We start from the raw sequence: 23,946 nt of genomic DNA, 5'->3' as shown, positions 1-23,946 counted from the left end.
AAAATTTATCGTATTTATACCTTTCTGAAATACCTGTGACAACAGCACTTAACAGAAAAATTCAAAAAATTTTCATTTGGCTCTGAAGTCTAAAAAAAGCGACGATTTTGGCAGGGAAAGAGGGGGGAACCGAGCGCGAATTTTATCGCTTTACTGACAAAGTGCGTAAAAGTTACTCATCCTTCGATGGACTTTCACTGCTTGGTCTATAAGGCGTCAGATGATGAAAGAAGAATCAAAAATGTTATGTAATCGTTATCGTTTTTACACCGTCGGTCCTATTCTCGATTTTTATACATTCAAATCAGAAAATTAAGCCACTGCTGGACAACAAATTTATTGAGTTGGTGAAATTTTGTACCAACGAAAAACTTGCCTAACAGAACGAGTAAACAGCAATGGTGGGGAGAGTTAAACCACAATAATAAAGGCTTTCACCGCGAACAATGAAAGCCTTAGCGTTACTGATTCTCGTTGAGATGTTTAACAATGGCTTTTTTCGCATCTTCTTCTGTGGCTTCTTCACCCTCTGCAACCTCCAATGGTTGTTTGGGATGAAGACCTGTTGCGTCTTCGGCGATGTGTAACCAGTCCGGATGCCAATAATAGGGATTGGAAGCATAGGGGTGATCCCAGCTATGCACGCCATCTTTGACACCGTTGTAATAGAGATCTTCGATTTTAAACACTTTCATGATCGGCTCCCGTTTTCATTCCCGTTCTCCTTAAGTATGAACAAGGCTGAGTCATTTCTCTAATGACATTGAGAAAAGTATCAACCGAATTGAGCTGAAGAGCACGTCGAAGCAAATCAAAATAAAGCTCAGTTCAAACCCGGTCAGAAAACTGTACCACTTTTATACTGGATAACTGTTCTAGGTAGCCAGTAAACGAATGTGCTTCAATGGGTTAGGGAGTTAATCGCTCAGGAGCTAGTATGAAAATCAGATCGTTTCCACCGGAAGTAAAGTTGATTGGTGTGGCTATTCTTAGTGCGTTGATTTTAATTTTTGCGCATCTGATTCTGGCGAAATCGTTCGCTGAATTATTTTGGACAGAATACACCGCTGCGGCAATACCATTTGTGATGTTGGCTATCTGTGTCGCGAGTGTGCGTTATGCAGTGAAAATGAATATGGACCAGCCTTAACCAAGCGCCAGAAGCAAAAAAGCCTCCGAACTGGAGGCTTTTTTAATTCATACAGGCTTAGAAGTTCGCGCTGCGTGGAGTACGTGGGAATGGAATTACGTCACGAACGTTACCCATACCAGTCACGTAAGAAACCAGACGCTCGAAGCCCAGACCGAAACCAGCGTGCGGCACTGTGCCGTAACGACGTAGGTCGCGGTACCAGCTCATGTGCTCTGGGTCGATGCCCATTTCTACCATGCGTGCATCCAGAACATCCAGACGCTCTTCACGCTGAGAACCACCGATGATTTCGCCGATGCCCGGTGCCAGAACGTCCATCGCTGCTACAGTTTTACCATCATCATTCAGGCGCATGTAGAAAGCTTTGATGTCTTTCGGGTAGTTCTTCACGATAACTGGCGCTTTGAAGTGTTCTTCAGCTAGGTAACGCTCATGCTCAGAAGACATGTCGATACCCCATTCAACTGGGAACTCGAATTCACGACCAGAGTCTAGAAGGATCTGAATTGCATCAGTGTAATCTACTTGTGCAAAGTCAGAATTTACAAAACTCTCTAGACGAGTAATCGCATCTTTGTCGATACGAGAAGCAAAGAACTCAAGGTCGTCACGACGCTCTTCAAGTACTGCTTTGAATACATACTTCAGCATGTCTTCTGCTAGTTTTGCTACGTCATCCAACTCTGCGAACGCAACTTCTGGCTCAACCATCCAGAACTCCGCTAGGTGACGGCTGGTGTTTGAGTTTTCAGCTCGGAAAGTCGGGCCGAAAGTGTACACTTTGCTTAATGCACAAGCGTAGGCTTCTGCGTTTAGCTGACCAGATACCGTTAGGAATGTTTCTTTGCCGAAGAAATCTTCGTTGTAGTCCACATTGCCTTTGTCATCGAGTGGTAGGTTCGCCATATCAAGCGTCGATACGCGGAACATCTCACCAGCACCTTCTGCATCTGAAGCAGTGATCAGTGGAGCAGACATCCAGAAGTAGCCTTGCTCGTGGTAAAAACGGTGGATCGCTTGAGAAAGAGAGTTACGTACACGAGCCACAGCACCGATAACGTTAGTGCGTGGACGCAGGTGTGCGACTTCACGAAGGTACTCGATAGAGTGACGAGTTTTCGCCATTGGGTACGTGTCCGCATCTTCAACCCAGCCGACAACTTTAACTTCAGTTGCTGCCAATTCAAATGCCTGACCGCTCGCTGGAGACTCAACAATCTTACCTGTTACTTCAACAGAGCAGCCAGTCGTTAGCTTTAATACTTCGTTGTCGTAATTATTCAGATTATTTGGGACCACGGCCTGAATCGGGTCGAAACAAGAGCCGTCATAAATGGCAAGGAAAGAGATTCCAGCTTTGGAATCACGACGCGTACGGATCCAGCCGCGAACAGTGACTTCACTGTCTACTGCCAGCTTACCGCTAAGTACGTCTTTTACAGGCGCGTAAGTCATGTTTGATATAGTCTCCATTGAGGTAAAAATTCCACCCAAGGTTCAAAAATGTGCTTAATGTTTAAAAAATAAGCGAAACATTGGGTTGGATTGAATTTTACAGATTCAAGGGGACATATTACCTGTCAATTCACCAGCATCAACTATTAATGTGCTCAGAACGCTCATTTCTTATGCGAAAGCGTAAATTGATTGAGCAAAGATTCCAGACGTTGCGACAACTGCTCGAGATCCAAGCTGATTTCCCGCGTTTGCGTGGCCGATTGTGAGGTGTCATCCGCATGGCGGGTGATGACTTCAATCTTGCCTTGAACATCCTGGCTGACGCGTGTAGTGAGGCGCGTCTGTTCCTGAATGCTATTGGCATGCGCCAGCACCTGTTGCATTTCCGACACCACATTTGTCATCGCCGCCGACAGTTCTTCGATCTCTCCGGAGCGCTGATGAGCCTGAGCGCACACGGTGTCGACGGAAGACAGCGATTGTTCGCTGTCGCGTTGGAACTGAGCGATGATTTTCTCGATATTCCCGGTTGCTTCCGCAGTGCGAGAGGCGAGGTGGCGCACTTCATCGGCTACGACGGCAAACCCGCGACCCTGTTCGCCAGCACGCGCTGCCTCAATCGCCGCGTTGAGTGCCAACAGGTTGGTCTGCTCTGCAATGCCTTTGATCACTTCCAGAATGGTCGACACTTCGCCAGTCTGATCGTTGAGCTGAGAAATCTTGTCTTTGACCGACTCAATGTCGCCAACCAGATGTTTGATGTCTTCACTTGCCAGATGGGCTTGTTTGGCACTTTGTTGTGCGACCGAAGTGGTGTGATTGATCAGCGCCGACGCATCAACCGTCGCTTGTTCAACTTCACTCTGTTTGGCTTGCATTTCTGCAATGTTGCTTTGCACTTCAGACGTTTCGCGCTGCTGGTTGTTCGCGGCTTGATCGGTCACCTGCGCAACATCGGTTAACTGATTGGCCGAACTTGCCAAAGAGTGAGAAGTATCCTGTACCTGTTCAAGGCTGTTGGAAACGGTATCCATCAGTGAATTGATTGAAGAGGCAAGCTGGCCCAGTTCATCATTTTTACTGTGGTCGAGACGCTGGGACAGGTTTTTACTGTCGCTGACACGGCTCATAAAGCTGGAGGTATGTTGCAGTGGTCGCACGATAATACGGCGAATCAGCATCATGGTGACCAGAAAACCGATCAAGGCAATCGCAGACATGATGCCAACCCCAATCCAGGTACGGTGGCTGATAAGCTGATTCAGATGGCTGAGATTGTATTCCAGGCGAATAACCCCCAGCACTTGACCTTCTGGCGCCATATGGCAGGCCACGCAGTTGGTGCCGCGATAGCTTTCACTCGATTTCATTGGTAGGGCAACCACAATCCCTTTGCCCCAATCGGCTTCATAAGGCTCAAGAATGAACTCGCCTTTCAACGCTCGGCGATCAATATCATCCACGGGCTTTTGATTTTCCTGGCCAGGGCCGTACAGCTTGCTTACCGCGTCACCGCGTAACACACGGACTTGTTCAATACCTTCTTGAGCAAGTGCCTTCTGGCGCAACGTCTCTTTTTGCGCCATGGTGCCGGTGAGCATCATCATATTCAGGCTGTCAAAATAGTTGCTGGCTTTATCGTGCAACTGTTCACTCAGGACGGAGTTGATTAAATCGCGTTGCTGCCAGTATTGATAAGCCGTCGAGCCGGCCAGCACCATGGCGAAAACGGAAATTAGGGTCAACAGAAGCTTGGTTGTAATAGTTGAGCTCATGATTTGCTTATCGTTTTTAATGTAGGGTTGACGGTGTGAATATATCGTTAAAGTAAAGTAGTGCAAAAATGAAACTTAAGTTACTGTGACCACAAACAAAATATGGTTTTTAGAATTGTGACACAGGGAACTTGTGCTCAAAAATTTGACATCGCTGCCATATTTACGACGCAAATAACGGTTGGAGGAAAATGAGGAAAGAGTGGAATTACTGTTTGAGTGACTTGTCTCACAGAGCGAGATTCCGTAGTATTGCGTCTCTTTTGAAAGCCCGAGAACCAAGATGAAAACCGAGATTTACAAAGAGTTCATGTTTGAAGCAGCGCACCATTTGCCACACGTGCCAGAAGGTCACAAATGCGGCCGCTTGCACGGACACTCTTTTCTGGTTCGCCTGTACGTAGCAGGTGATGTGGATCCTCATACGGGTTGGTTGGTCGACTTCGCTGAAATCAAGGCTGCCTTTAAGCCGATTTACGATCGTCTTGACCATTACTACCTGAATGACATTGAAGGTTTGGAAAACCCAACCAGCGAAGTGCTGGCAAAATGGATCTGGCAAGAGCTGAAACCTAGCCTGCCGATGCTGAGCAAAGTGGAAATTAAAGAAACCTGTACCGCAGGTTGCATTTACAGCGGCGAAGCATAAAAGAAAGGTCACCTGAGGTGACCTTTTTTCTGTCCGGAATTGGCGGCGACGTCAGGATCAATCTCTTACGATATCTTCGCCGCCGAGGCTTTGATACACCGTAGCGATGTTCACCAGCTGGTTATAGCTGTTTTCCAGTAATGACGCTTTGGCACTGCGCTCATTTTCCTGAGCATCAAGCAGGGTGGTGATATCAATCGCACCGTACTCATATTGGCTTTTATAGATGCGGGCAACTTCTGCGGCGCTGTCGTACTGCTTCTGTAACTTCTCTGCCTGAAATTCATAGTTCTCTTTCGCAGAAAGCGCGTTATCAACGTCCTGCAACGCGGCATACAGTGTTTTACGGTAGCTGATAATGGCCGATTCATACTTCACTTGCGCGATATCGCGATTGAGCTGCATCTCATTCCAGTTAAGGAATGGCAGCGTCAAATCGGCACCCAATGTGCCAATCGGATCGCTTAGCAATTTACGCAGTTCAGTAGACGATCCGCCCAGCGCACCGGTCAGTGTCAGTGACGGGAAGTAATTGGTGTCGGTATTATCTTTTGTGGCCAGTACCGATTTCAGTTCAAACAGTGACTGTTTAACGTCCGGGCGACGATTCAGCACATCGGCCGGCACACCCGCTTCGATGGTTGGGACAGCATAATCGGGCAGCGCCGGAATACTGGTCGCGAGATCTTGCGGTGGTTGGTCAAACAAAATGGCGAAGGCATTGACCGCTTCGGTCCGCTGTTGCAGGTAATCACGATGCGTCGCTTCCAGACCCGCCAGAGTGCGTTCAGCTTCCAGCACATTGACTCTGGTGACCGAGCCATGACGATACTGGCTCTGTGTCAGCGCTAAAGTTTCCTTGGCATCATTGATGTCGTTGTTGCTCAGTTCGACACGCTGATTCAGATAGCCAATTTGCCAATATAGCTGCGCGGTGGTGGCGACCAGGCTCTGCGCAGTCGCTTCACGCTCTTGCTGCGTTGCTAAGGCCGTCCACATCGCTGCATCTTTGGCCGCCGATAACTTGCCCCAAAGATCGAGCTCATAGCTGACACTCAGACTGGCCTGATAACTTTTCGAACTGTCGCCACCATCCAGCGGTTTAGAGCGTTCACCCGAAACGCTGGCTGAGACATCCGGATAGGTATCACTGGTTGCCAACCCTGCTTCTAAACGCGCTTGTTTGAGCGTCAGCGTGGCAATCGCCAGGTCGCTGTTTGTGGCCAGTACTTTCTCAACCCATTGATTGAGTTGTGGGTCGCCAAAACTGGTCCACCACTGACTGATTGCCTGTGTCTCGCTTTGGGTTTGGCCAGTTTGCCATTGTTCGGGAACGGTTACGTTCTGTTCCGGTAACTCTGAACGCGCAACACAGCCGGTGGCGAGCAGCACACACAATGCGATAGTTGAATATTGATAGCGTTTCATCGTGATTTACTCCCGAGCCAGGGCATCAATCGGGTTAAGCTGCGCCGCGTTTTTCGCAGGCAGGTAACCAAACAGAACGCCGATCAGAGTGGAACACAAGAACGCCGACACAATCGAAGTGGTGGAATAAATCATAGAGAAACTACTACCAAAGGTGGCAAACAGCGCACCAATTAAATAGGCGACACCGATACCAATCGTACCGCCACATAAACAAACTAATACGGCCTCAATCAGGAACTGACGCAAAATGTCATTTTGCCTTGCACCGACAGCCATACGCACACCAATTTCCCGTGTCCGCTCAGTGACGGATACCAGCATGATGTTCATCACTCCGATGCCGCCGACAATCAGTGAGATGACTGCGATGGCTGAAATCAGCAATGTCATGGTTGCGGTGGTTTTCTGAATATTCTGCTGAATGGTGTCCGTATTAATGGTAAAGAAATCCTGCGTGCCATGGCGCATTTTCAGCAGCGAAATGATCGCCTGTTCTGCGGCATCACTGGGTGTGCTGTCATTGACACGAACCGAAATACGATCCAGATAGTTCTGGCCCATCATGCGGGCGCTGACGGTGGTGTAGGGCACCCAGATGTTGAGCGAGTCGCTATTTCCGAACGCACTTTCTTTGGCCTGAGTGACCCCAATGATGCGCACGGGCAGATTGCCGGCAAAAATGACTTCGCCAATTGGATCCTGATTCGGGAACAGAGATTTCAGCGTGTTGTTGTCTATCACGGCTTCTTGCGCCAGCGTCTCGACGCTGGATTGATCCCAGTACTGACCGTCGGCCAGTTCATAACCCCGTACGCGGAAGTAGTCCGGCCCGACACCCTGAACTGACGCTGTCACGGCCTGGTTACCGTATTTGATGGTGACGGAAGTGCTGAGCGTCGGTGTCACGCTGTCGACAAACGACAGATTGGATAGTGCATTAGCATCCGCCGCCGTTAAGGTGCGGACTCGCCCTGAGCGTCGGTCACCAAATCCCGTGCCCGGCATAACATCAATGGTGTTTGTTCCCATTGACGAAATACTGTCGAGAATCGATTTCTGCGAACCGTTACCGAGCGCAACCACCGAGACAACCGACGCGATGCCGATGATGATCCCCAACATTGTCAGGAAGGTACGCAATCTGTGGTTCGACATGGCGAGCAGCGCCATTTTGAGTGCTTCCCAGAAATCATCCAGTAGCTTACGGCTACGCGAAAATGCATTATCGGCTTTGGGTTCACTGACGGAGTCAAGATTGGCGTCAGCTTGCGTGTGTTTGTTCACCGTGTCGCTAAGAATTTCACCATCTTTAATTTCTATGATGCGATCTGCGTATTCGGCCACTTTCATATCGTGAGTCACGATAATGATGGTGTGACCCAACTGATGCAGTTCCTGCAGCAGCGTCATCATTTCTGAGCCGCTCTTACTGTCGAGTGCCCCCGTTGGTTCGTCGGCCAGAATGACATCACCGCCGTTGACCAGAGCTCGGGCGACCGAAACGCGTTGTTGTTGGCCACCACTGAGCTGGTTTGGTTTGTGATCCAAACGATCAGAAAGCCCGAGACGGCCAAGAAGCGTTGTGGCCCGCTCCTGGCGGGATTTTTTGTCGTAACCGGCGTAAATCGCGGGGATTTCCACGTTGCCCAGAGCCGTCAGATCGCCCAGCAGGTGATAACGTTGGAAGATAAAGCCAAAGTATTCACGACGCAAACGCGCCAGCTCATCGGAATCAAGCGTTGAGGTGTCCTGACTGTTGATCCAGTACTCACCGGCGCTCGGCTGATCAAGACAGCCGAGAATATTCATCAGCGTCGATTTACCCGAACCTGACGCGCCCACGATGGCAACCATCTCGCCGCGCTCAATCGTCAGGTTGACGTCTTTGAGTACCGTGAGGGTTTCATCGCCTGCGGCGAAGTGGCGGTAAACATGATTGATTTGAAGTAATGCTTGAGACATCAGAAACGCATCCCCGGTGGGCCCATGCGGCGGCTCGACATCGTGGTGCTTTGTCCCGGCATACCCAGAATGATTTGATCGCCTTCATTCAGGCCGGAAGTGATTTCGGCATTCACTTTGTTGTTGATACCGACAGTCACATCACGCATTTCTTCCTGACCATTCACCAGCACAGGCACCTGATAGCCCGGTTTCGGCCCCGGTTTGCGAATCAACACTTGCGCCGGAACCAACAGGGCGCTTTCCGCCTTATCGAGCACAATAGACACTTGTGCGGTCATGCCGATACGCAGCGTGCGATCCGGGTTATCAACTTCAAACAGGCCGTGATAGTAAATCGCTTCGTCGTTGCTGACGGACAGATCTTTATCATCGCCGTCCATGAGTGTCGGCCCCGGCTCAATGGCGCGCAAAGTGCCGTGATAACGCTTATTCGGCTTGCCTAGAATCGTGAAGTAGACGGGCAGGCCAGGCTTGACGTTGACCACGTCCGCTTCTGAAATTTGCGCCTTGATGGTCATCTTATCCAACTGTGCCAGCTCAATGATGGTGGGAGTGGTTTGATTGGCGTTGACGGTTTGCCCCTCTTCAACGGCGCTGTAAACCACGGTGCCATCAAAAGGTGCTTGAATGGTGGTGTAGCCCAAATCCACTTTTGCGCTGTCGACGGTAATTTTGGCTTGCTCCAACTCGGCTTTGAGCTGTTCCAGTTCCGCCTTGTAAACCGCGAGTGACGCTTCTGCCGATTCATAATCGGCTTTGGAACTGGCGTTATCGGCCAACATGCCTTTCTGACGGTTGAACTCGGCTTGCGCCTGACGAATCTGTGCTTGCTTGGCGCGGATTTGAGCATTGGTGCTATTCAGCGAAGCGTTCGCCTCTTTAAGCGTGTTCTGCTGGGTCAGGCTGTCTATCTGGGCAACCAGATCGCCTTGTTTGACTTCATCTCCCAGTGACACCGCCAGTTTTTCGATCTGTCCCGAAACCTGAGCACCTACGGCAACCAGCTTGGAGGCTTGAAGCATACCGGTTGCGAGAACGGTATTTTCGATGTTGCCGCGCTGGACAGGCTCCGTCGCAAAGCTTGGCGGGGCTTCTTTAGGATAAAAGTAATAGCCGGCACCAGCGGCGAAAAGGCCAACTAACACGATGGCGAGAATTTTTTTCTTAGTTGTACGTTTAGACATGAGATTAAAAATGAACCAAATTGAGACGGCGAGAATTATTACTATTTATAAGCCGATCACGATTTGAAACAAGCCGTTAGTGAGTAAAACTAAGTAAAGATTAGTAAAGCGGGCACAAAAAAGCCCGATGGGGGAACATCGGGCTGAATCTTTTTTCAGGTTGGAATTAGCAGATAACTTTTACTGCCAGACCGCCTGTCGACGTTTCGCGGTATTTCGCGTTCATGTCTTTACCGGTTTCCAGCATGGTTTCGATAACCTTATCCAGAGACACGCGTGGCGCAGAAGAGCGACGCAGAGCCATACGGGTAGAGTTGATCGCTTTCACCGCTGCAATACCGTTACGTTCGATACATGGCACCTGCACTTGGCCGGCAACCGGGTCACACGTCAGACCTAAGTTGTGTTCCATCGCGATTTCAGCGGCCATACACACTTGCTCAGGGCTACCGCCAAGCAGCTCAGCCAGACCAGCGGCTGCCATTGAACATGCTACGCCCACTTCACCCTGACAGCCAACTTCAGCGCCAGAGATGGAGGCATTTTGCTTGTACAGACCACCGATTGCGCCAGAAGCCGCAAAGTAACGGATGTAATCTTTTTCGGTTACGGTTTGGATGAACTTGTCGTAGTACGCCAGAACCGCAGGAATGATGCCACATGCACCGTTGGTTGGTGCTGTCACCACGCGGCCACCGGCTGCGTTTTCTTCGTTCACAGCAAATGCGTACATGTTAACCCAGTCAACCACCGCCATTGGATCGTTGGTGATTTTCTCTGAAGTCAGCAGTTGTTGACGCAGAGCAGCCGCACGACGAGGAACACGCAGAGGCCCAGGCAGAATGCCTTCGGTGCTCATACCACGTTCCATACATTCACGCATGGTGCGCCAAATGTTGGCGAAATAAGTACGCACTTCTTCATCAGAGTGCAGCGCTTTTTCGTTCGCCATCACCAGTGTACTCATCGACAGACCGCTGTCTTTACACTGGTTTACCAGCTCTTCAGCTGTGCTGAACGGGTAAGGCACTTGAACAGGAGACTCAATGGCTTTACCAAAGTTCTCTTCATCCACGATGAAACCACCGCCGATAGAGTAGTAAGTCTTTGAATATGCAACGTCTTCATCAATCCACGCGTGAATCTGCATACCGTTTTCGTGCAGAGACAGGTTCGTTCTGTGGAAGTTCATGCCACCTTCACGAGGGAAGGCAACCGTATGACAGTGCATGCCGACAGGTAGGCGTTCAGTTTCTTCAACGCGGGCAATGAAGCCCGGAATGGCATCGATATCCACTTTTTCTGGCGTGTTGCCTGCCAGACCCATGATGATCGCGATATCCGTGTGGTGACCTTTCCCTGTCAGTGACAATGATCCATAAACGTCCACGGTGATTTTAGTGATGTCGCGCAATTTTCCCATTGCACGCAGGTCATCAATAAACTGCTTACCCGCTTTCATCGGTCCGACTGTGTGTGAGCTCGAAGGACCGACACCGATTTTATAGATATCAAATACACTAATCATATTGATTACCTCAAAAGTAAGCCCCCCTTATCGGTAAGGGAGGCTCTTTATTATCGTTATATTCTGTGTTCTAAGCTCATACTTTACGTAGAGATTAAAGAGCGCCGTAGATTACAGAACTAATGGCTGCAAGACCACAAATAACTGTGAAAATTTGCACTGGTGCTGAAGTCTTGTACTTCGCCATTGCAGGCACTTTCTGCATCGCGAAAACCGGCAGCAGGAACAGGATTGCGGCAATCATTGGAGCGCCCATGGTTTCAATCATGCCCAGGATGCTTGGGTTAACAATTGCTACCATCCAAGTGGTCACTACGATGAAGATCAGAGAGATTTTTTCAATCTTGCTGATAGGCATCTCGCTGCGAGATTTTACCAGGCCGACCAGACCTTCGTGCGCACCCAGGAAGTGGCCGAAGTAGCTTGAAGTGATCGCTGCAAATGCCACGATTGGACCCAAGTAAGAGATCATTGGTGATTCATGGATGTTTGCCAGGTAAGACAGAACGCTGATGTTTTGCTCTTTCGCCATAGCCAGTTGCTCTGGAGACAGAGACAGAACCACAGAGAAGACGAAGAACATAACAAAGCCCATCAGCATCATGGCTGCGCCGCCAGTGATCATGTCGGTTTTAGCAACCGCATTGTCACCGTGTTGCATGCGCTGTTCTTTAGTGAACTGGCTGATGATTGGGCTGTGGTTGAACGAGAACACAATGATAGGGATCGCAAGCCAAATGATAGCAGGCATACCAGACCAGTCAGGTGCCACTTCCATCATAGAAGTGTTCCATTCAGGGATCAGGAATACAGACAACGCCAGCAGGATGAATACCAGTGGGTAAACCATCGCAGAGGTTGCTTTCAGCATCAATTCTTTACCGAATACGACACCAGCAGTCATGGCTGAAATCAGCGCACCTGACAGTAACCAGCGAGGAATCGATTCCATGCCGATCTGGTTTACCAGGAAAGAATCCACGGTGTTTGTAATACCAACACCGTAGATAAGAACGATAGGGTAAATCGCGAAAAAGTAAGCAAAGGTAATAAGGTTAGCGCCAGCTTTACCAAAGTGTTCTTCTACAGTGTCTGTGATGTCCGATTCAGGGTTTTTCGCTGATAAAACGAAACGTGCCAAGCTCTTATGAGCGAACCACGTCATTGGAGCAGCGAGTAGGGCTAAAATAACTAATGGCCAAAAACCGCCCGCGCCAGCCTTGATAGGCAGAAACAGAACGCCTGCGCCTACGGCGGTACCGAACAGCGACAGAGACCATACGAAATCTTTATAGGTCCATTTACCAGCAGATTGTGTGGTAGATGAAACCGTAGTGGTTGTATTCATGTTGTTTTACTCATTTTTGGGAACAGGAAATAAGTCGAGCGCAATTTTGCAGAATTTTCTTCTATGAAAACTAGATCTAAATCATGAATTGTCTGCGCTTATTGAATGATATGTCAAAAACCCATCTCGGATCACGAAAAACCTGTGCTACATGTAAAAATTGTTAATGAGTTGGATTAGTAAAAGTTATCCGAATATGTGCAATCATGAGAATAACTTATCGCAAACGTTTGCGTCAAAGGTGGGGTTGTTAGCAGAGTGTTGGTGAAAAGCTAATAAAACTAAGGAGTGGCGAGTTCATCGACCACTATTTATGTGTTTTTGTAGGGATTGGATGATTTGTGCCGTCATACCCCATATAAAATGATGTTTATATGGAATGGCGAACACTCGGTGAGGAGAGTTTTTGATTTGAAAAGTGTTGCTGAACAGTTGACGACGATCCAACAGGAAGTCGGCAGGGACTTCAAAAACTTCTTCTACCTCGTTCGCATCGATGAGGGTTTTATAATCTGGTGAAATAAATGCCAACACGGGTGTTACCGCAAATTTACTCACGGTAACAAGCTCGGGGAGCTGACCAAGAATTTCAATCTGATCTTCCTGAATGCCGATCTCTTCACGCGTTTCACGCATGGCGGTTTGGTACAGCGTGCCATCGCTCTCTTCATATTTCCCACCCGGAAAACTGATCTGGCCCGGGTGATGTTTCAGATGTGCGGCGCGTTTAGTGAGCACCACATTCAAACCCGTCGGTCGTTCAACAAAACCAATTAAAACAGAAGCTTTTCTTAACGAAAGGGATTTCAGGTGTGCGACGCGATGAAGGGATTCTGCGTGGTAGCCCACCGGAGTAATCAGTTGGAAACCCCGAATCAATTCGGCTTTGCTGATTGGACGCAAAATTATTCTCTCCATCGGCGATTTGAAAATCTAAACTTTATGAATCATGCTTTTATGAGCCTAGTTTAAGGATAGCTCAATAATATGAAAGGCATTATTTTTACCGAGTTTCTCGAGCTGGTTGAAGATAAGTTTGGCTTAGACGTATTGGACCAGGTTCTTGAGCAGGCGGCAGATTCCGGAGTGTATACGTCAGTCGGCAGTTATGATCATAAAGCCTTGGTGAAACTGATTATTGAGCTCAGCCGTGTGACTGGGATTGATAGTAATGAGTTACAACGGGTTTATGGTGTCAGCGTTTTTCAGTCGCTGTATCGGACAGTGCCTGCGTCTGCTAATTTGTCTCAGGTGAACAGCTGTTTTGCGTTTATTCGTCACGTAGAGGACTACATACACGTGGAAGTTAAGAAGCTGTATCTGGACGCCAAACCACCCCGATTCCTGTTTATCGATGAATCCGCCACAGAGGTCAGTTTTGATTACCAGAGTGCTCGCTGTATGTCTCATGTTTGTTTGGGGCTGCTGCAAGGATGCGCAGACTACTTCGGTGAAAAAATTGATGTTGTTATGGAACCCCAATCGGAAGACCTCAGTCGGGTCCGGTTTACCGTAACGCTGATTGAATAGGTGAAAGCATGAGTTCTGAGTCTCCCATGGAACGGAAGCTCAAACGAGAAATGGCTGCACGTAAAGAAGCTGAAAAGCTGCTTGAGCAAAAAAGCTATGAGCTGTATCAGGCCAATCAGCAGTTAAATTTGGCCCTGAAACAGTTGCAAAAGCAAACGTCGCAGGATTTGCAAAAGTTTGAGTTTGAAGAGCACATCGACTCCACGCTGATATATTTCGGGCGCGCGTTTCTTTCGCGTGCACTGGACAGCACCTTACTCGCCACGTTCATTGAGCGCCTGATCCAGACACCAGTCATCACGAGTGTATTTCTGCAATTGTCGCCGGATCAAGTGGATGGGTTGGTTGAGAACCAACTCGGGAACATTGAGCTGTCGCTGATCCAACCCTATATGGAAGTGCCGCACTGGCAGCAGGATTACCTTTGCCTGCCGCTGATGGTTGAGCGTTTGTCGGCTGGCCATATGGTGTTTGAGATTCATTCAGAGAACATTGAACGAGAGTTCATGGTTAAGCAGTTGTCCTTAGTCGGTGAGTTGCTGTGCAGCGCGCTCAGTCGTCAGATGATCATGAAACGTCAGGTCGAGTCGCGAAAGCGGGCAGAAGAGTCAGAAAAAGCGACCAAAGAATTTGTCGCTATGATTAATCATGAATTGCGTACGCCGCTGAATGGCTTGCTCGGTAGTGCCGAACTGCTTGCCGACACCCTGTTGGATGCAGAGCAGCAAAGTTATCTGACCAACTTGCAACACTCCGGGGACATGCTGCGCGTCATCATCAACGACCTGCTGGATTTCAGCAAAATGAATGCGGGGATGATGCAACTCATCATGACGCAATTTCGCTGGCAGGATCTGCAAAATACTCTGTATGGCATTTTCACCAACAAAGCGCGAGAAGGTGGCATCGGGTTTGTGATTGAATCTCGGGGCGACTTTCCTGCCTATTGGATTGGCGATGTTGAACGTATTAACCAGATTCTGGTGAATCTGGTTGGTAACGCAATCAAGTTCACCCATACCGGCGAAGTGAAAGTGTTGGCGCGCTGGATCAATGACCGTCTGCTACTGCGTATTACGGATACCGGAATTGGTATCCCCTTTGAGTCTCATGCCACCTTGTTTGACCCATTTACTCAGGTTGATCGCTCATCAAGCCGTCAGTATGAGGGAACCGGACTTGGTCTGGCCATCTGCAAGAATCTGGTCGAGCTCATGCAAGGCGACATCGACTTTTCCAGTGTGGAAGGCGAGGGAACAGAGTTTTTTGTTTCAATACCGCTGGAGATTGGCTCGCGTGAGCTGAAAGTGCCAATGTACGAAAGCCGGCCGCTACGCGTCAGCCCTGATACTCTGCGCCAGCATTCTATTCTGGTGGTGGACGATATTCGTATGAATCAGTTGGTGATCAACCAAATGCTGAAAAAGGTGAATCTTACTCCGGATAATTGTGAAAACGGAGCACAGGCGATTGAGGCGGTTGAGAACAAACCGTATGACCTTATTTTTATGGATTGCCGTATGCCAGAAATGGACGGTTTTGATGCCACTGAAAGACTGCGCAAAAGTGGATTCAACATGCCTATCATCGCACTTACCGCGGCGACGACATTAGAGGAGCGGGAGCGCTGCCTTCAGTGTGGAATGAATGACATCCTGACCAAGCCTTACACTGCGCTGGATCTGGATGCCATCCTCAACAAATGGCTGAGTTAATTTTCCAACACCGGCAGAATACGGCTCAGCTTATCTAACGTTTCCTGATATTCCGCTTCACATTGGCTGTCGGCGACCACACCACCGCCTGCCCACGCATACAACTGTTGATTCTGCGCGACCAGAGTACGGATGGTAATGCTGGTATCCATTCGGCCGTGACGGCTGATGTAACCAATCGACCCACAGTACGCACTACGACGATGAGGCTCGAGCTCTTCAATGATTTCCATCGCCCGAACTTTGGGCGCGCCAGTAATTGAACCGCCCGGGAAGCAGGCGCGAAGCAGATCTGCGCAATCGTATGGGTTGTCCAGTTCAGCGCGAATAGTGCTCACCAGGTGGTGCACCGCCGGAAAACTCTCAATGTCGAACAGTTTAGGGACGTGTACTGAACCCGGCTTGGCAACGCGGCCAATGTCGTTACGCAGCAAATCGACAATCATCAGGTTTTCTGCCTGATCTTTTTCCGCTTGGGCGAGTTCGGCGGCATTGGCGGCATCGACGACCGGATCGCCACTGCGCGGGCGAGTGCCTTTGATCGGCTTGGTTTCGATAATGCGGTCTTTGACTTGCAGGAAACGCTCCGGGGAAACACTTAAAATGGCCCCTTGTTCTGTGCGAATGAAGGCAGAAAACGGCGCCAGATTGAACTGTTCGAGTTTCAGATAAGCCAGCCATTCGCTGCCTTGGTAATGCGCCTGAAAACGCTGTGCCAAGTTGATTTGATAGCAGTCTCCAGAGAGCAGATATTCCTGCACTTGCGTAAACTTCTCACGGTAGCTGTTGGGTGTCATGTTTGACTGCCAAGGCGAGGAGAGGGCAAAAGGCGTCAGCGGTTTTTGATTGCCGTCTGCGAGCAGTGATTCTGCATTTTCAATGTTCTGACCAATCACACGCGCGGTTTTCAGTTGATGATCAACGACAATTGCCCATTCATACAGGCCAACGGCCATGTCCGGCGCTGTTAAATCGTGTTCGGCAAGGCTAGGCAGACGCTCAACGCGGCGCCCCAAATCATAAGCGAAATAGCCCAGTGCGCCGCCGATAAAAGGCAGATCATCACTGTATTGCAACGCTGGGAGATAGTGTTGCTGTAACGTAGCCAGCAATTCAAAAGGGTCATCTTGTGACAATGTCACACCACTGGGTTCGCGCACTTCGGTTTCGTCGCCAAAAGTGGTGAGAGTGACGATAGGATGAGCAACCAGAATGTCGAATCGACTGTCGATATGCGTGTCGGATGCAGAGCGGAGCAACATCGCCCAAGGCTGGCTTTCAACCTTTGAAAACAGCTGATTAGCGAGATCCGGTTGATAAGTAAGCGGCTTAGCTTGAATCTGAGTTTTTTCGTTGTTATTCATTTGTGTAAATTGTGACAGAGAGACAGTTCACTGCATAGCGTGTAGAGGAAAGCAAGAGTATCATAAAACTCCAACGAAAAGCTGCTACTTGATAGACGTGCTCTTGTTCAGTCGATTTTCGCCTTCTGGCTCCACTGACTCGTTTTGCATTTCTCTCAAGCGTCAGCCCACGGAAGCATAATGATAACGAGGCATGCAATGACGGTTATACGCAAGCAGGATGTGATCAGCAGTGTTGCTGATGCACTTCAGTACATTTCTTACTACCACCCTCTGGATTTTGTCCAAGCTCTAGAAAAAGCCTACCACCGTGAAGAAAGCCAGGCCGCGAAAGACGCGATTGCCCAGATTCTGATTAACTCTCGTATGTCGGCAGAAGGCCACCGTCCTATCTGTCAGGATACCGGTATCGTGACCTGTTTCGTCAATATTGGTATGGGTGTTCAGTGGGATTCCACGGATATGACCGTGCAACAAATGGTTGATGAAGGTGTACGCCAGGCTTACACCAATCCGGATAACCCGCTGCGTGCATCGGTACTGATGGATCCTGCTGGCAAACGTATTAACACCAAAGACAACACGCCAGCTGTGGTACACATCAACATGGTACCTGGCGATAAAGTAGAAATTCAGATCGCGGCGAAAGGCGGCGGTAGTGAAAACAAAACCAAGATGGTGATGTTGAACCCGTCTGACGACATCGCAGAGTGGGTTGAGAAAACCTTGCCAGCCATGGGTGCAGGCTGGTGTCCTCCTGGCATGCTGGGTATTGGTATCGGCGGCACGGCTGAGAAAGCAGCGGTACTGGCAAAAGAATCGTTGATGGAACACATCGACATTCAAGAGCTGATTGAACGTGGTCCGCAAAACGCAGAAGAAGAGCTGCGTCTCGATATCTTCAACCGTGTTAACAAGCTGGGTATCGGTGCACAAGGTCTGGGCGGTCTGACGACTGTGGTTGACGTGAAAATCAAAACCGCACCTACGCATGCAGCGTCTAAGCCTGTATGTCTGATTCCGAACTGTGCGGCGACTCGTCACGTACACTTCACTCTGGATGGCTCTGGCCCTGCTGATCTGCAGCCACCAAAACTGGAAGAGTGGCCACAAATCACTTGGGAAGCGGGCGCGAACACTCGCCGCGTAAATCTGGATACCGTCACCGCTGAAGAAGCTCAACAGTGGAAGACTGGCGAAACTCTGCTGCTGTCTGGTAAGTTGCTGACTGGCCGCGATGCGGCGCACAAACGCATTCAAACCATGCTGGACAATGGTGAAGGCCTGCCAGAAGGCGTCGACTTCAAGGGTAAATTCATTTACTACGTAGGCCCGGTTGACGCTGTGGGCGACGAAGCAGTGGGTCCAGCTGGCCCAACAACGTCGACTCGTATGGATAAATTTACCGACATGATGCTCGATAAAACCGGCATCATGGGCATGATTGGTAAAGCAGAACGCGGCCCTGCGACGGTGGAATCGATCAAAAACCACAAAGCCGTTTATCTAATGGCCGTGGGTGGCGCAGCCTATCTGGTGTCTAAAGCGATCAAGAAAGCGCGCGTCGTGGCGTTTGAAGATCTAGGTATGGAAGCGATTTACGAATTTGAAGTCGAAGATATGCCAGTCACCGTTGCGGTTGACTCTCAAGGTGTCAACGCACACCAAGTGGGTCCGGACACGTGGAAAGTGAAAATCGCTGAAGCGGCTAAGTAAAAGTGAATGGTCGGGTCTGTGATCCCGATTGCACACTCTTAGCAAATAAATGACAAAGGTGCTGCGTCCGCAGCACCTTTTTTCTATATACTAATTCCCTATATACTTAAGTCACTTATTAAAAACGTCAGGAGAGCAACATGCCTCGCTTTATTCGAATCCTGCAGATCGCGATCGCGGTGGTTGTGGGCGCATTTTTAGGTTACGACCTGATTTTGCACGGTATCAGTATCTTTGATGATAAATACGTCACCATTACTTGTGTGTTGTTTGTGTTGCTGCAAATTGCTCTGCTGGTGATATACAAGCTCATAGAAGAAGACTAAATCGTCAGATATCCGAGGGCGAAGAAAAAGCCCGCTGACGGAATCGATATTTCGCTTATCTAAGCCTCTGATTTTATTCAGGGGCTTTTTTATTCATCTCGTATTAAGATTACTCCAGCTAACCTACTTAACATTGTGAGTTCCAGTTGTACTCATATTTGTTTTTTCCAGTGGAGACCATGAATGAAGCGAATTGGCCAAGAAATGACGGATCTGATCCATCGCGGTTTAGATTCTCACGTACGTTTAGCAGTAACGGGGCTGTCACGCGCCGGTAAAACGGCGTTTATCAGCTCTCTGGTTAATCAGTTATTGCATACGTCTACCCACAATAATTTGCCCCTGTTGGCTGCCGCGCGAGACAAGCGCATCATTGGTGCCAAGCGAGTACCGCAAACCAATTTGATGGTGCCTCGTTTTGCTTACGATGAGGCGATGGAGCAGTTGCATAGCATTCCTCCGCAATGGCCAGTGCCAACACGCGACGTGAGTGAGATTCGTCTGGCGATCAAATACCAAAGCAAACGTCGCACGCGTAAGTTAATCAGCAGCACTTCAACGCTGTATCTGGACATCATCGATTATCCGGGAGAATGGCTTTTGGATTTACCGCTGCTGGAACTCGACTTTGCGACGTGGTCCGCGCAGCAATTTAACGCGCTGCATGGCACACGTGCTGAGTTAGCCAAACCCTGGCTGGCGGCACTGGATGCACTCGACCTCGATCAGGAAGCGAATGAGAAAACCCTGGCACAGATTGCGGCTCTGTATACCGAATATCTGCATCAGTGCAAGGAGCATGGTTTGCATTGGGTTCAGCCGGGCCGATTTGTGTTGCCGGGTGAGCTGGAAGGCGCGCCAGTGCTGCAATTTTTCCCTTGTCGCAACGTCACCAGTGAACGCAAAGCGGTGAAACACTCAATGCTGGCGCTACTGAAGCAACGGTACGAGGAGTATCAGAACAAAGTGGTGAAAGCTTTCTATAAACACCACTTTGCCACCTTCGACCGTCAGATTGTATTGGTGGATTGCCTGTCGCCTTTGAATGAAGGACACGAGTCCTTTATGGATATGCGCAGCGCGATTGAGCAGATCATGCAGAGCTTTCGTTATGGCCGCAGCGGCATCCTGAGCCGGCTGTTTGCGCCCAAAATTGACAAAGTACTCTTCGCTGCAACGAAAGCGGATCACGTCACGCCGGATCAACATCCCAACATGGTGTCTCTGCTGCAACAGATGATTCATCCGGCATGGCAGCACGCGGCGTATGAAAATATCGATATGAGCTGTATCAGCATGGCCTCGGTGCGGGCAACTCAGTCAGGCTATATCGACGCGCCGCAAGGCAAAGTTTCAGCCATCCAAGGTGTGACGGCAGCAGGGGACGCTATCACAGTTTATCCGGGTGACGTGCCGAAAAAGCTGCCTAATCCAAACTATTGGCAAGAACACCAGTTCGACTTTACGGCATTTCGTCCGATGGGAAATAGTGGTGATGAACCTTGCAAACACATCCGTCTGGATAAAGCGTTAGAAACACTGATTGGAGACAAATTGAAATGAGCGAATTGAAAACCAAACAAGTGTTCAGCCAGCCGCTAAAAACGCAAGAACCCAACGTAGAACTTAATGCGCAGCAGCAGTTTTCTGCCGCGCAGACATTTGTGCCAAGCGTCGCTGAAGAGGTTGAAACTGCCGTTGAATCGCAACTTGAACAAGTGATTCGCCCTAAACGTGGACGCAAATGGTTTGCGGCCACAATGCTGGCTTCCTTTTCTGGTTTGGTGGTCTGGCAAGCCGTTGATAACGTCGTCACGTCGATTCAAAGTGCAGATTGGCTCAGCCTTGGTTGGGCAGGTTTCATTTCAGCACTGGCCGGATTGGGTTTGAGCGCTTTGGGTAAAGAGTTGTGGAAACTGCGCAAACTGCGCAACCATTTCTCCGTTCAAGAGCAGGCTGAAGCTCTGATCAACACCGATGCGGTGGGACACGGCCAGGCGTTCTGTGAACTGATTGCCAAAGAGAGTGGCATTCAAACCAAAAGCCCGGCTTATCAACGTTGGCAGAGTAGCCTCGACAGCAGCCACAGCGATGCTGAAGTGTTGGAAATGTACGATGCAATGGTGGTGAGTGAGCAGGATAAACAGGCGACCAAACTGGTGTCACAGTACTCAACAGAAGCCGCCGCGCTGGTGGCGATCAGTCCTCTGGCGGTGGCCGACATGCTGCTGGTGGCGTGGCGCAATTTTAAGATGATCGACCAACTGGCAGACTTGTATGGCGTTGAGTTGGGTTACTGGTCACGTCTGAAATTGTTCAAAGCGGTACTGGTGAATATGGCTGCTGCGGGCGCAAGTGAACTCGCGATTGACGCCAGTATGGATCTGCTGTCGATGGACTTGGCGGGCAAGGTGTCCGCTCGAGCCGGGCAGGGGCTGGGAGTCGGCATTCTTACTGCTCGATTGGGTCTCAAAGCCATGTCTCTGCTGCGTCCACTACCGTGGCACAAAGACCGCGCGGTGAAGTTAAGCGCAATTCGTAAACAAATCGTGGCGAAAGTCACGGCGCTCACCGTCAAATAAACGAAAGTGTGCGCTGAAACAAGAGATTACTTGACGCACTTCTGGCCTTGATAGAAACTACTGTCAACTTTTCGTGACACTTTCTGATTAGGATAAGATTCAGTGCGTCTTGAAGTCTCTTGTGAAGACAGACTCGGGCTAACCCGGGAACTGCTCGATATTCTTGCCTCAAAAAACATCGATTTACGTGGAATTGAAATCGATGTGATCGGCATTATCTACCTCAACTGTCCGGACATCGATTTTGAAACCTTCAGTGAACTGATGGCGGAAATTCGCCGCATTCCGGGAGTCAAAGATGTCCGTAAAATCCAGTTCATGCCGATTGAGCGTCACAACACCGAACTGATCTCTTTACTAAACAATCTTCCCGATGCGGTTCTTGCTATCGATCTCAAAGGCTCGGTAGATATGGCGAACCACTCTGCGTTATCGCTGTTCAACAAAGAATCGCAGGAGATGATTGGTCATCACATTTCGGGCTTACTGCCAGCATTTAACTTTGCCCGTTGGGTAGAAGGCAGTAAAGCACGTGTGCGCGAAGAGATTGTGCTGGATGGTCTCGACTATGTGATGGAACTGATGCCGGTTTACATCACTGGTGAATCCAAAGAGTCGACACTTGCCAGTTCGATGATGATCATTCGCTCAATGGCCTCGCATGTGATGGCGGATGATAATCTGCCACTGCACAACAATCTCGGATTTGAACATTTTGTCGGTGTTTCCAATCGCCACAAGGCGTTGATCAGCCATGCGAAAAAGCTGGCTATGCTCGATCAACCGCTGTTGCTGGAAGGGGAAACGGGCACGGGTAAAGAGATGTTGGCGCGTGCGTGTCACAATCGATCCAACCGTTCCGGTGCGCCGTTTTTGGTGTTGAGTTGCGCGTCGATGCCCGATGATGTGGCTGAAACCGAACTGTTTGGCCATGCTCCGGGGTCGTTTAACCACCAGCAAGGTCATAAAGGCATTTTTGAACAAGCGAATGGCGGTACGGTATTCCTCGATGAAATCGGTGAAATGAGTCCGCATTTGCAAATCAAACTGCTGCGTTTCCTGCAAGATGGTACGTTCCGACGTGTTGGTGAAGAACATGAAGTGCACGTCGACGTCCGAGTGATTGCCTCAACGCGTCACAATCTGGCTGAGTTAGCCGAATCGGGCAAGTTCCGCGAAGATCTGTTCTATCGTCTCAACGTTTTGACGCTGCGTATTCCGCCACTGCGTGAACGTCCTAGTGATGTTCAGCCGCTACTGGATCTGTTCATCGCCAAACACAGCAATAAACTTGGTATGATGAAGCCGAAACTGGCCGACGATCTACTTGATCAGCTCGCGCAATATCAATGGCCGGGCAACATGCGCCAGTTGGATAACATGGTACTGCGCGCCCTGACCGAAATGCCGGATGATGTGCTGACGGTGGATTATTTCCATCTGCCACAACTGGAAACGGTGGCGACGGGTATGACCAACATCAACTTGGATGGTTCGCTTGACGACATTATGAAAGATTACGAAGCGCAGGTGCTTGATCGCCTGTATCAATCTTTCCCGTCGAGCCGAAAGTTGGCGAAACGCCTCAATGTGTCACATACCTCGGTGGCCAATAAACTGCGTGATTACGGGATTAAGAAGCGCTGATGGAAGGATACAACACCTCTGGCCACGTATTTAAAACCGATGGCGAGATTATTTTACGCACGGCGGAATTTGACGACGCCGCGCGCATTTCGAATTACTTTACGGTCAATCGTGATTATCTCAAGCCTTGGGAACCTAAGCGTGAAGAGGCTTTTTTCTCTGAGCTTGGCTGGCAGCAACGCCTGATTAAACTCAGCGAACTGCACAAGATGTCGCTCGGTTTTTACCTGCTGATCATCGATGCTGACAGCGACGAAATGCTGGGTACGATTTCGTTCAGTAATATTTCCCGTTTCCCGTTTTATGCCTGTAATGTCGGCTACTCGCTGGCGGAGCAAGCGCAGGGCAAACAGATCATGACTCGCGCGCTGAAAATGGCGTGCGACTACATGTTTAATGAACAAAATCTGCATCGCGTGATGGCTTCTTATATGCCTCACAACAAACGCAGTGAAGCCGTATTGCAACGACTCGGATTTGTGCACGAAGGCCAAGCAAAGGACTATTTGTTGATTGATGGTCAATGGCAGGATCACAACCTGACATCATTGGTGAATCCCAACTGGAAGGAATAA

General features: G+C 49.4%; 20 protein-coding genes. 10 read left to right on the top strand and 10 right to left on the bottom strand.

Annotated elements, in window-relative coordinates:
- Window positions 1–461: 461 nt before the first annotated feature.
- Window positions 462–695 carry a hypothetical protein gene (locus JIG40_RS06895; protein WP_020330940.1) on the bottom strand — a complete coding sequence of 78 codons (234 nt, stop codon included), beginning with the start codon at window positions 693–695 and terminating at the stop codon, window positions 462–464.
- 242 nt (window positions 696–937) lie between these two features.
- Between JIG40_RS06895 and JIG40_RS06890 the strand changes: the two genes are divergently transcribed.
- The gene (locus JIG40_RS06890) at window positions 938–1,150 is read left to right on the top strand and encodes a hypothetical protein (RefSeq protein ID WP_020330941.1); all 213 of its coding nucleotides are present in this window, start codon (window positions 938–940) and stop codon (window positions 1,148–1,150) included.
- Between the two features lie 57 nt (window positions 1,151–1,207).
- On the opposite strand, the gene asnS is transcribed toward JIG40_RS06890, so the two are convergent.
- Both asnS and JIG40_RS06880 read right to left on the bottom strand, forming a co-directional pair.
- Window positions 1,208–2,608, bottom strand: a complete 1,401-nt coding sequence (gene asnS / locus JIG40_RS06885) for an asparagine--tRNA ligase (RefSeq protein ID WP_024374375.1) — start codon at window positions 2,606–2,608, stop codon at window positions 1,208–1,210.
- 164 nt (window positions 2,609–2,772) lie between these two features.
- Window positions 2,773–4,386, bottom strand: coding sequence for a methyl-accepting chemotaxis protein (locus JIG40_RS06880; protein ID WP_024374376.1), 1,614 nt, complete (start codon window positions 4,384–4,386; stop codon window positions 2,773–2,775).
- A 283-nt stretch (window positions 4,387–4,669) separates the two neighbouring features.
- On the opposite strand from JIG40_RS06880, the gene queD reads away from it, so the two are divergent.
- On the top strand, window positions 4,670–5,035 hold the full coding sequence (gene queD / locus JIG40_RS06875; RefSeq protein WP_020330944.1) for a 6-carboxytetrahydropterin synthase QueD: 366 nt from the start codon (window positions 4,670–4,672) through the stop codon (window positions 5,033–5,035).
- A gap of 57 nt (window positions 5,036–5,092) precedes the next feature.
- On the opposite strand, the gene JIG40_RS06870 is transcribed toward queD, so the two are convergent.
- From JIG40_RS06870 to JIG40_RS06845, 6 genes are all read right to left on the bottom strand, one after another.
- Window positions 5,093–6,463: an efflux transporter outer membrane subunit gene (locus tag JIG40_RS06870; RefSeq protein ID WP_199465029.1), complete on the bottom strand. Its 1,371-nt coding sequence runs from the start codon at window positions 6,461–6,463 to the stop codon at window positions 5,093–5,095.
- Window positions 6,464–6,469: 6 nt separating this feature from the next.
- Window positions 6,470–8,428 carry a MacB family efflux pump subunit gene (locus JIG40_RS06865; protein WP_199465028.1) on the bottom strand — a complete coding sequence of 653 codons (1,959 nt, stop codon included), beginning with the start codon at window positions 8,426–8,428 and terminating at the stop codon, window positions 6,470–6,472.
- A complete protein-coding gene (locus JIG40_RS06860; protein WP_020431156.1) occupies window positions 8,428–9,615 on the bottom strand; it encodes an efflux RND transporter periplasmic adaptor subunit in 1,188 nt (395 codons plus the stop codon). The genes JIG40_RS06865 and JIG40_RS06860 overlap by 1 nt, the downstream gene beginning before the upstream one ends.
- A 166-nt stretch (window positions 9,616–9,781) precedes the next feature.
- Window positions 9,782–11,143, bottom strand: a complete 1,362-nt coding sequence (locus tag JIG40_RS06855) for an L-serine ammonia-lyase (protein WP_061056469.1) — start codon at window positions 11,141–11,143, stop codon at window positions 9,782–9,784.
- 94 nt (window positions 11,144–11,237) lie between these two features.
- Complete coding sequence (locus tag JIG40_RS06850) at window positions 11,238–12,491, bottom strand: aromatic amino acid transport family protein (protein ID WP_020330949.1); 1,254 nt, start codon at window positions 12,489–12,491, stop codon at window positions 11,238–11,240.
- Between the two features lie 297 nt (window positions 12,492–12,788).
- A complete protein-coding gene (locus tag JIG40_RS06845; RefSeq protein ID WP_020330950.1) occupies window positions 12,789–13,394 on the bottom strand; it encodes a CoA pyrophosphatase in 606 nt (201 codons plus the stop codon).
- Between the two features lie 84 nt (window positions 13,395–13,478).
- Between JIG40_RS06845 and JIG40_RS06840 the strand changes: the two genes are divergently transcribed.
- Both JIG40_RS06840 and JIG40_RS06835 read left to right on the top strand, forming a co-directional pair.
- On the top strand, window positions 13,479–14,021 hold the full coding sequence (locus tag JIG40_RS06840) for a heme NO-binding domain-containing protein (protein WP_199465027.1): 543 nt from the start codon (window positions 13,479–13,481) through the stop codon (window positions 14,019–14,021).
- 8 nt (window positions 14,022–14,029) lie between these two features.
- Entirely contained in the window at window positions 14,030–15,736 is a 1,707-nt protein-coding gene (locus tag JIG40_RS06835) for an ATP-binding protein (RefSeq protein WP_199465026.1), read from the top strand.
- On the opposite strand, the gene pabB is transcribed toward JIG40_RS06835, so the two are convergent.
- Entirely contained in the window at window positions 15,733–17,100 is a 1,368-nt protein-coding gene (gene pabB, locus JIG40_RS06830) for an aminodeoxychorismate synthase component 1 (protein WP_199465025.1), read from the bottom strand. The two genes, JIG40_RS06835 and pabB, sit on opposite strands and share 4 nt — an antisense overlap.
- Before the next feature lie 198 nt (window positions 17,101–17,298).
- Here pabB and JIG40_RS06825 point away from each other — a divergent pair, with 198 nt between their 5' ends.
- The 6 genes from JIG40_RS06825 (at window position 17,299) to rimJ (ending at window position 23,946) form a co-directional block, all read left to right on the top strand.
- The gene (locus JIG40_RS06825; protein WP_020330954.1) at window positions 17,299–18,816 is read left to right on the top strand and encodes a fumarate hydratase; all 1,518 of its coding nucleotides are present in this window, start codon (window positions 17,299–17,301) and stop codon (window positions 18,814–18,816) included.
- A gap of 140 nt (window positions 18,817–18,956) precedes the next feature.
- Window positions 18,957–19,142, top strand: coding sequence for a hypothetical protein (locus JIG40_RS06820; RefSeq protein WP_020330955.1), 186 nt, complete (start codon window positions 18,957–18,959; stop codon window positions 19,140–19,142).
- 183 nt (window positions 19,143–19,325) lie between these two features.
- Window positions 19,326–20,705, top strand: coding sequence for a YcjX family protein (locus JIG40_RS06815; RefSeq protein WP_199465024.1), 1,380 nt, complete (start codon window positions 19,326–19,328; stop codon window positions 20,703–20,705).
- On the top strand, window positions 20,702–21,724 hold the full coding sequence (locus tag JIG40_RS06810; protein WP_199465023.1) for a TIGR01620 family protein: 1,023 nt from the start codon (window positions 20,702–20,704) through the stop codon (window positions 21,722–21,724). Before JIG40_RS06815 ends, JIG40_RS06810 begins: the two co-directional genes overlap by 4 nt.
- A gap of 102 nt (window positions 21,725–21,826) precedes the next feature.
- A complete protein-coding gene (gene tyrR, locus JIG40_RS06805) occupies window positions 21,827–23,371 on the top strand; it encodes a transcriptional regulator TyrR (RefSeq protein ID WP_020330959.1) in 1,545 nt (514 codons plus the stop codon).
- Complete coding sequence (rimJ, locus tag JIG40_RS06800) at window positions 23,371–23,946, top strand: ribosomal protein S5-alanine N-acetyltransferase (RefSeq protein WP_061056475.1); 576 nt, start codon at window positions 23,371–23,373, stop codon at window positions 23,944–23,946. The genes tyrR and rimJ overlap by 1 nt, the downstream gene beginning before the upstream one ends.

The sequence above is a fragment of the Vibrio sp. bablab_jr001 genome (assembly GCF_016464285.1).
Taxonomy (GTDB): domain Bacteria; phylum Pseudomonadota; class Gammaproteobacteria; order Enterobacterales; family Vibrionaceae; genus Vibrio; species Vibrio fluvialis.
This window is presented reverse-complemented; position numbering and strand designations above follow the sequence as displayed.

Bases quoted from the DNA above. Each gene is read 5' to 3' on its own strand.
- JIG40_RS06895 (WP_020330940.1), bottom strand. From the start codon at position 695: ATGAAAGTGTTTAAAATCGAAGATCTCTATTACAACGGTGTCAAAGAT.
- JIG40_RS06890 (WP_020330941.1), top strand. From the start codon at position 938: ATGAAAATCAGATCGTTTCCACCGGAAGTAAAGTTGATTGGTGTGGCT.
- asnS (WP_024374375.1), bottom strand. From the start codon at position 2,608: ATGACTTACGCGCCTGTAAAAGACGTACTTAGCGGTAAGCTGGCAGTA.
- JIG40_RS06880 (WP_024374376.1), bottom strand. From the start codon at position 4,386: ATGAGCTCAACTATTACAACCAAGCTTCTGTTGACCCTAATTTCCGTT.
- queD (WP_020330944.1), top strand. From the start codon at position 4,670: ATGAAAACCGAGATTTACAAAGAGTTCATGTTTGAAGCAGCGCACCAT.
- JIG40_RS06870 (WP_199465029.1), bottom strand. From the start codon at position 6,463: ATGAAACGCTATCAATATTCAACTATCGCATTGTGTGTGCTGCTCGCC.
- JIG40_RS06865 (WP_199465028.1), bottom strand. From the start codon at position 8,428: ATGTCTCAAGCATTACTTCAAATCAATCATGTTTACCGCCACTTCGCC.
- JIG40_RS06860 (WP_020431156.1), bottom strand. From the start codon at position 9,615: ATGTCTAAACGTACAACTAAGAAAAAAATTCTCGCCATCGTGTTAGTT.
- JIG40_RS06855 (WP_061056469.1), bottom strand. From the start codon at position 11,143: ATGATTAGTGTATTTGATATCTATAAAATCGGTGTCGGTCCTTCGAGC.
- JIG40_RS06850 (WP_020330949.1), bottom strand. From the start codon at position 12,491: ATGAATACAACCACTACGGTTTCATCTACCACACAATCTGCTGGTAAA.
- JIG40_RS06840 (WP_199465027.1), top strand. From the start codon at position 13,479: ATGAAAGGCATTATTTTTACCGAGTTTCTCGAGCTGGTTGAAGATAAG.
- JIG40_RS06835 (WP_199465026.1), top strand. From the start codon at position 14,030: ATGAGTTCTGAGTCTCCCATGGAACGGAAGCTCAAACGAGAAATGGCT.
- pabB (WP_199465025.1), bottom strand. From the start codon at position 17,100: ATGAATAACAACGAAAAAACTCAGATTCAAGCTAAGCCGCTTACTTAT.
- JIG40_RS06825 (WP_020330954.1), top strand. From the start codon at position 17,299: ATGACGGTTATACGCAAGCAGGATGTGATCAGCAGTGTTGCTGATGCA.
- JIG40_RS06820 (WP_020330955.1), top strand. From the start codon at position 18,957: ATGCCTCGCTTTATTCGAATCCTGCAGATCGCGATCGCGGTGGTTGTG.
- JIG40_RS06815 (WP_199465024.1), top strand. From the start codon at position 19,326: ATGAAGCGAATTGGCCAAGAAATGACGGATCTGATCCATCGCGGTTTA.
- JIG40_RS06810 (WP_199465023.1), top strand. From the start codon at position 20,702: ATGAGCGAATTGAAAACCAAACAAGTGTTCAGCCAGCCGCTAAAAACG.
- rimJ (WP_061056475.1), top strand. From the start codon at position 23,371: ATGGAAGGATACAACACCTCTGGCCACGTATTTAAAACCGATGGCGAG.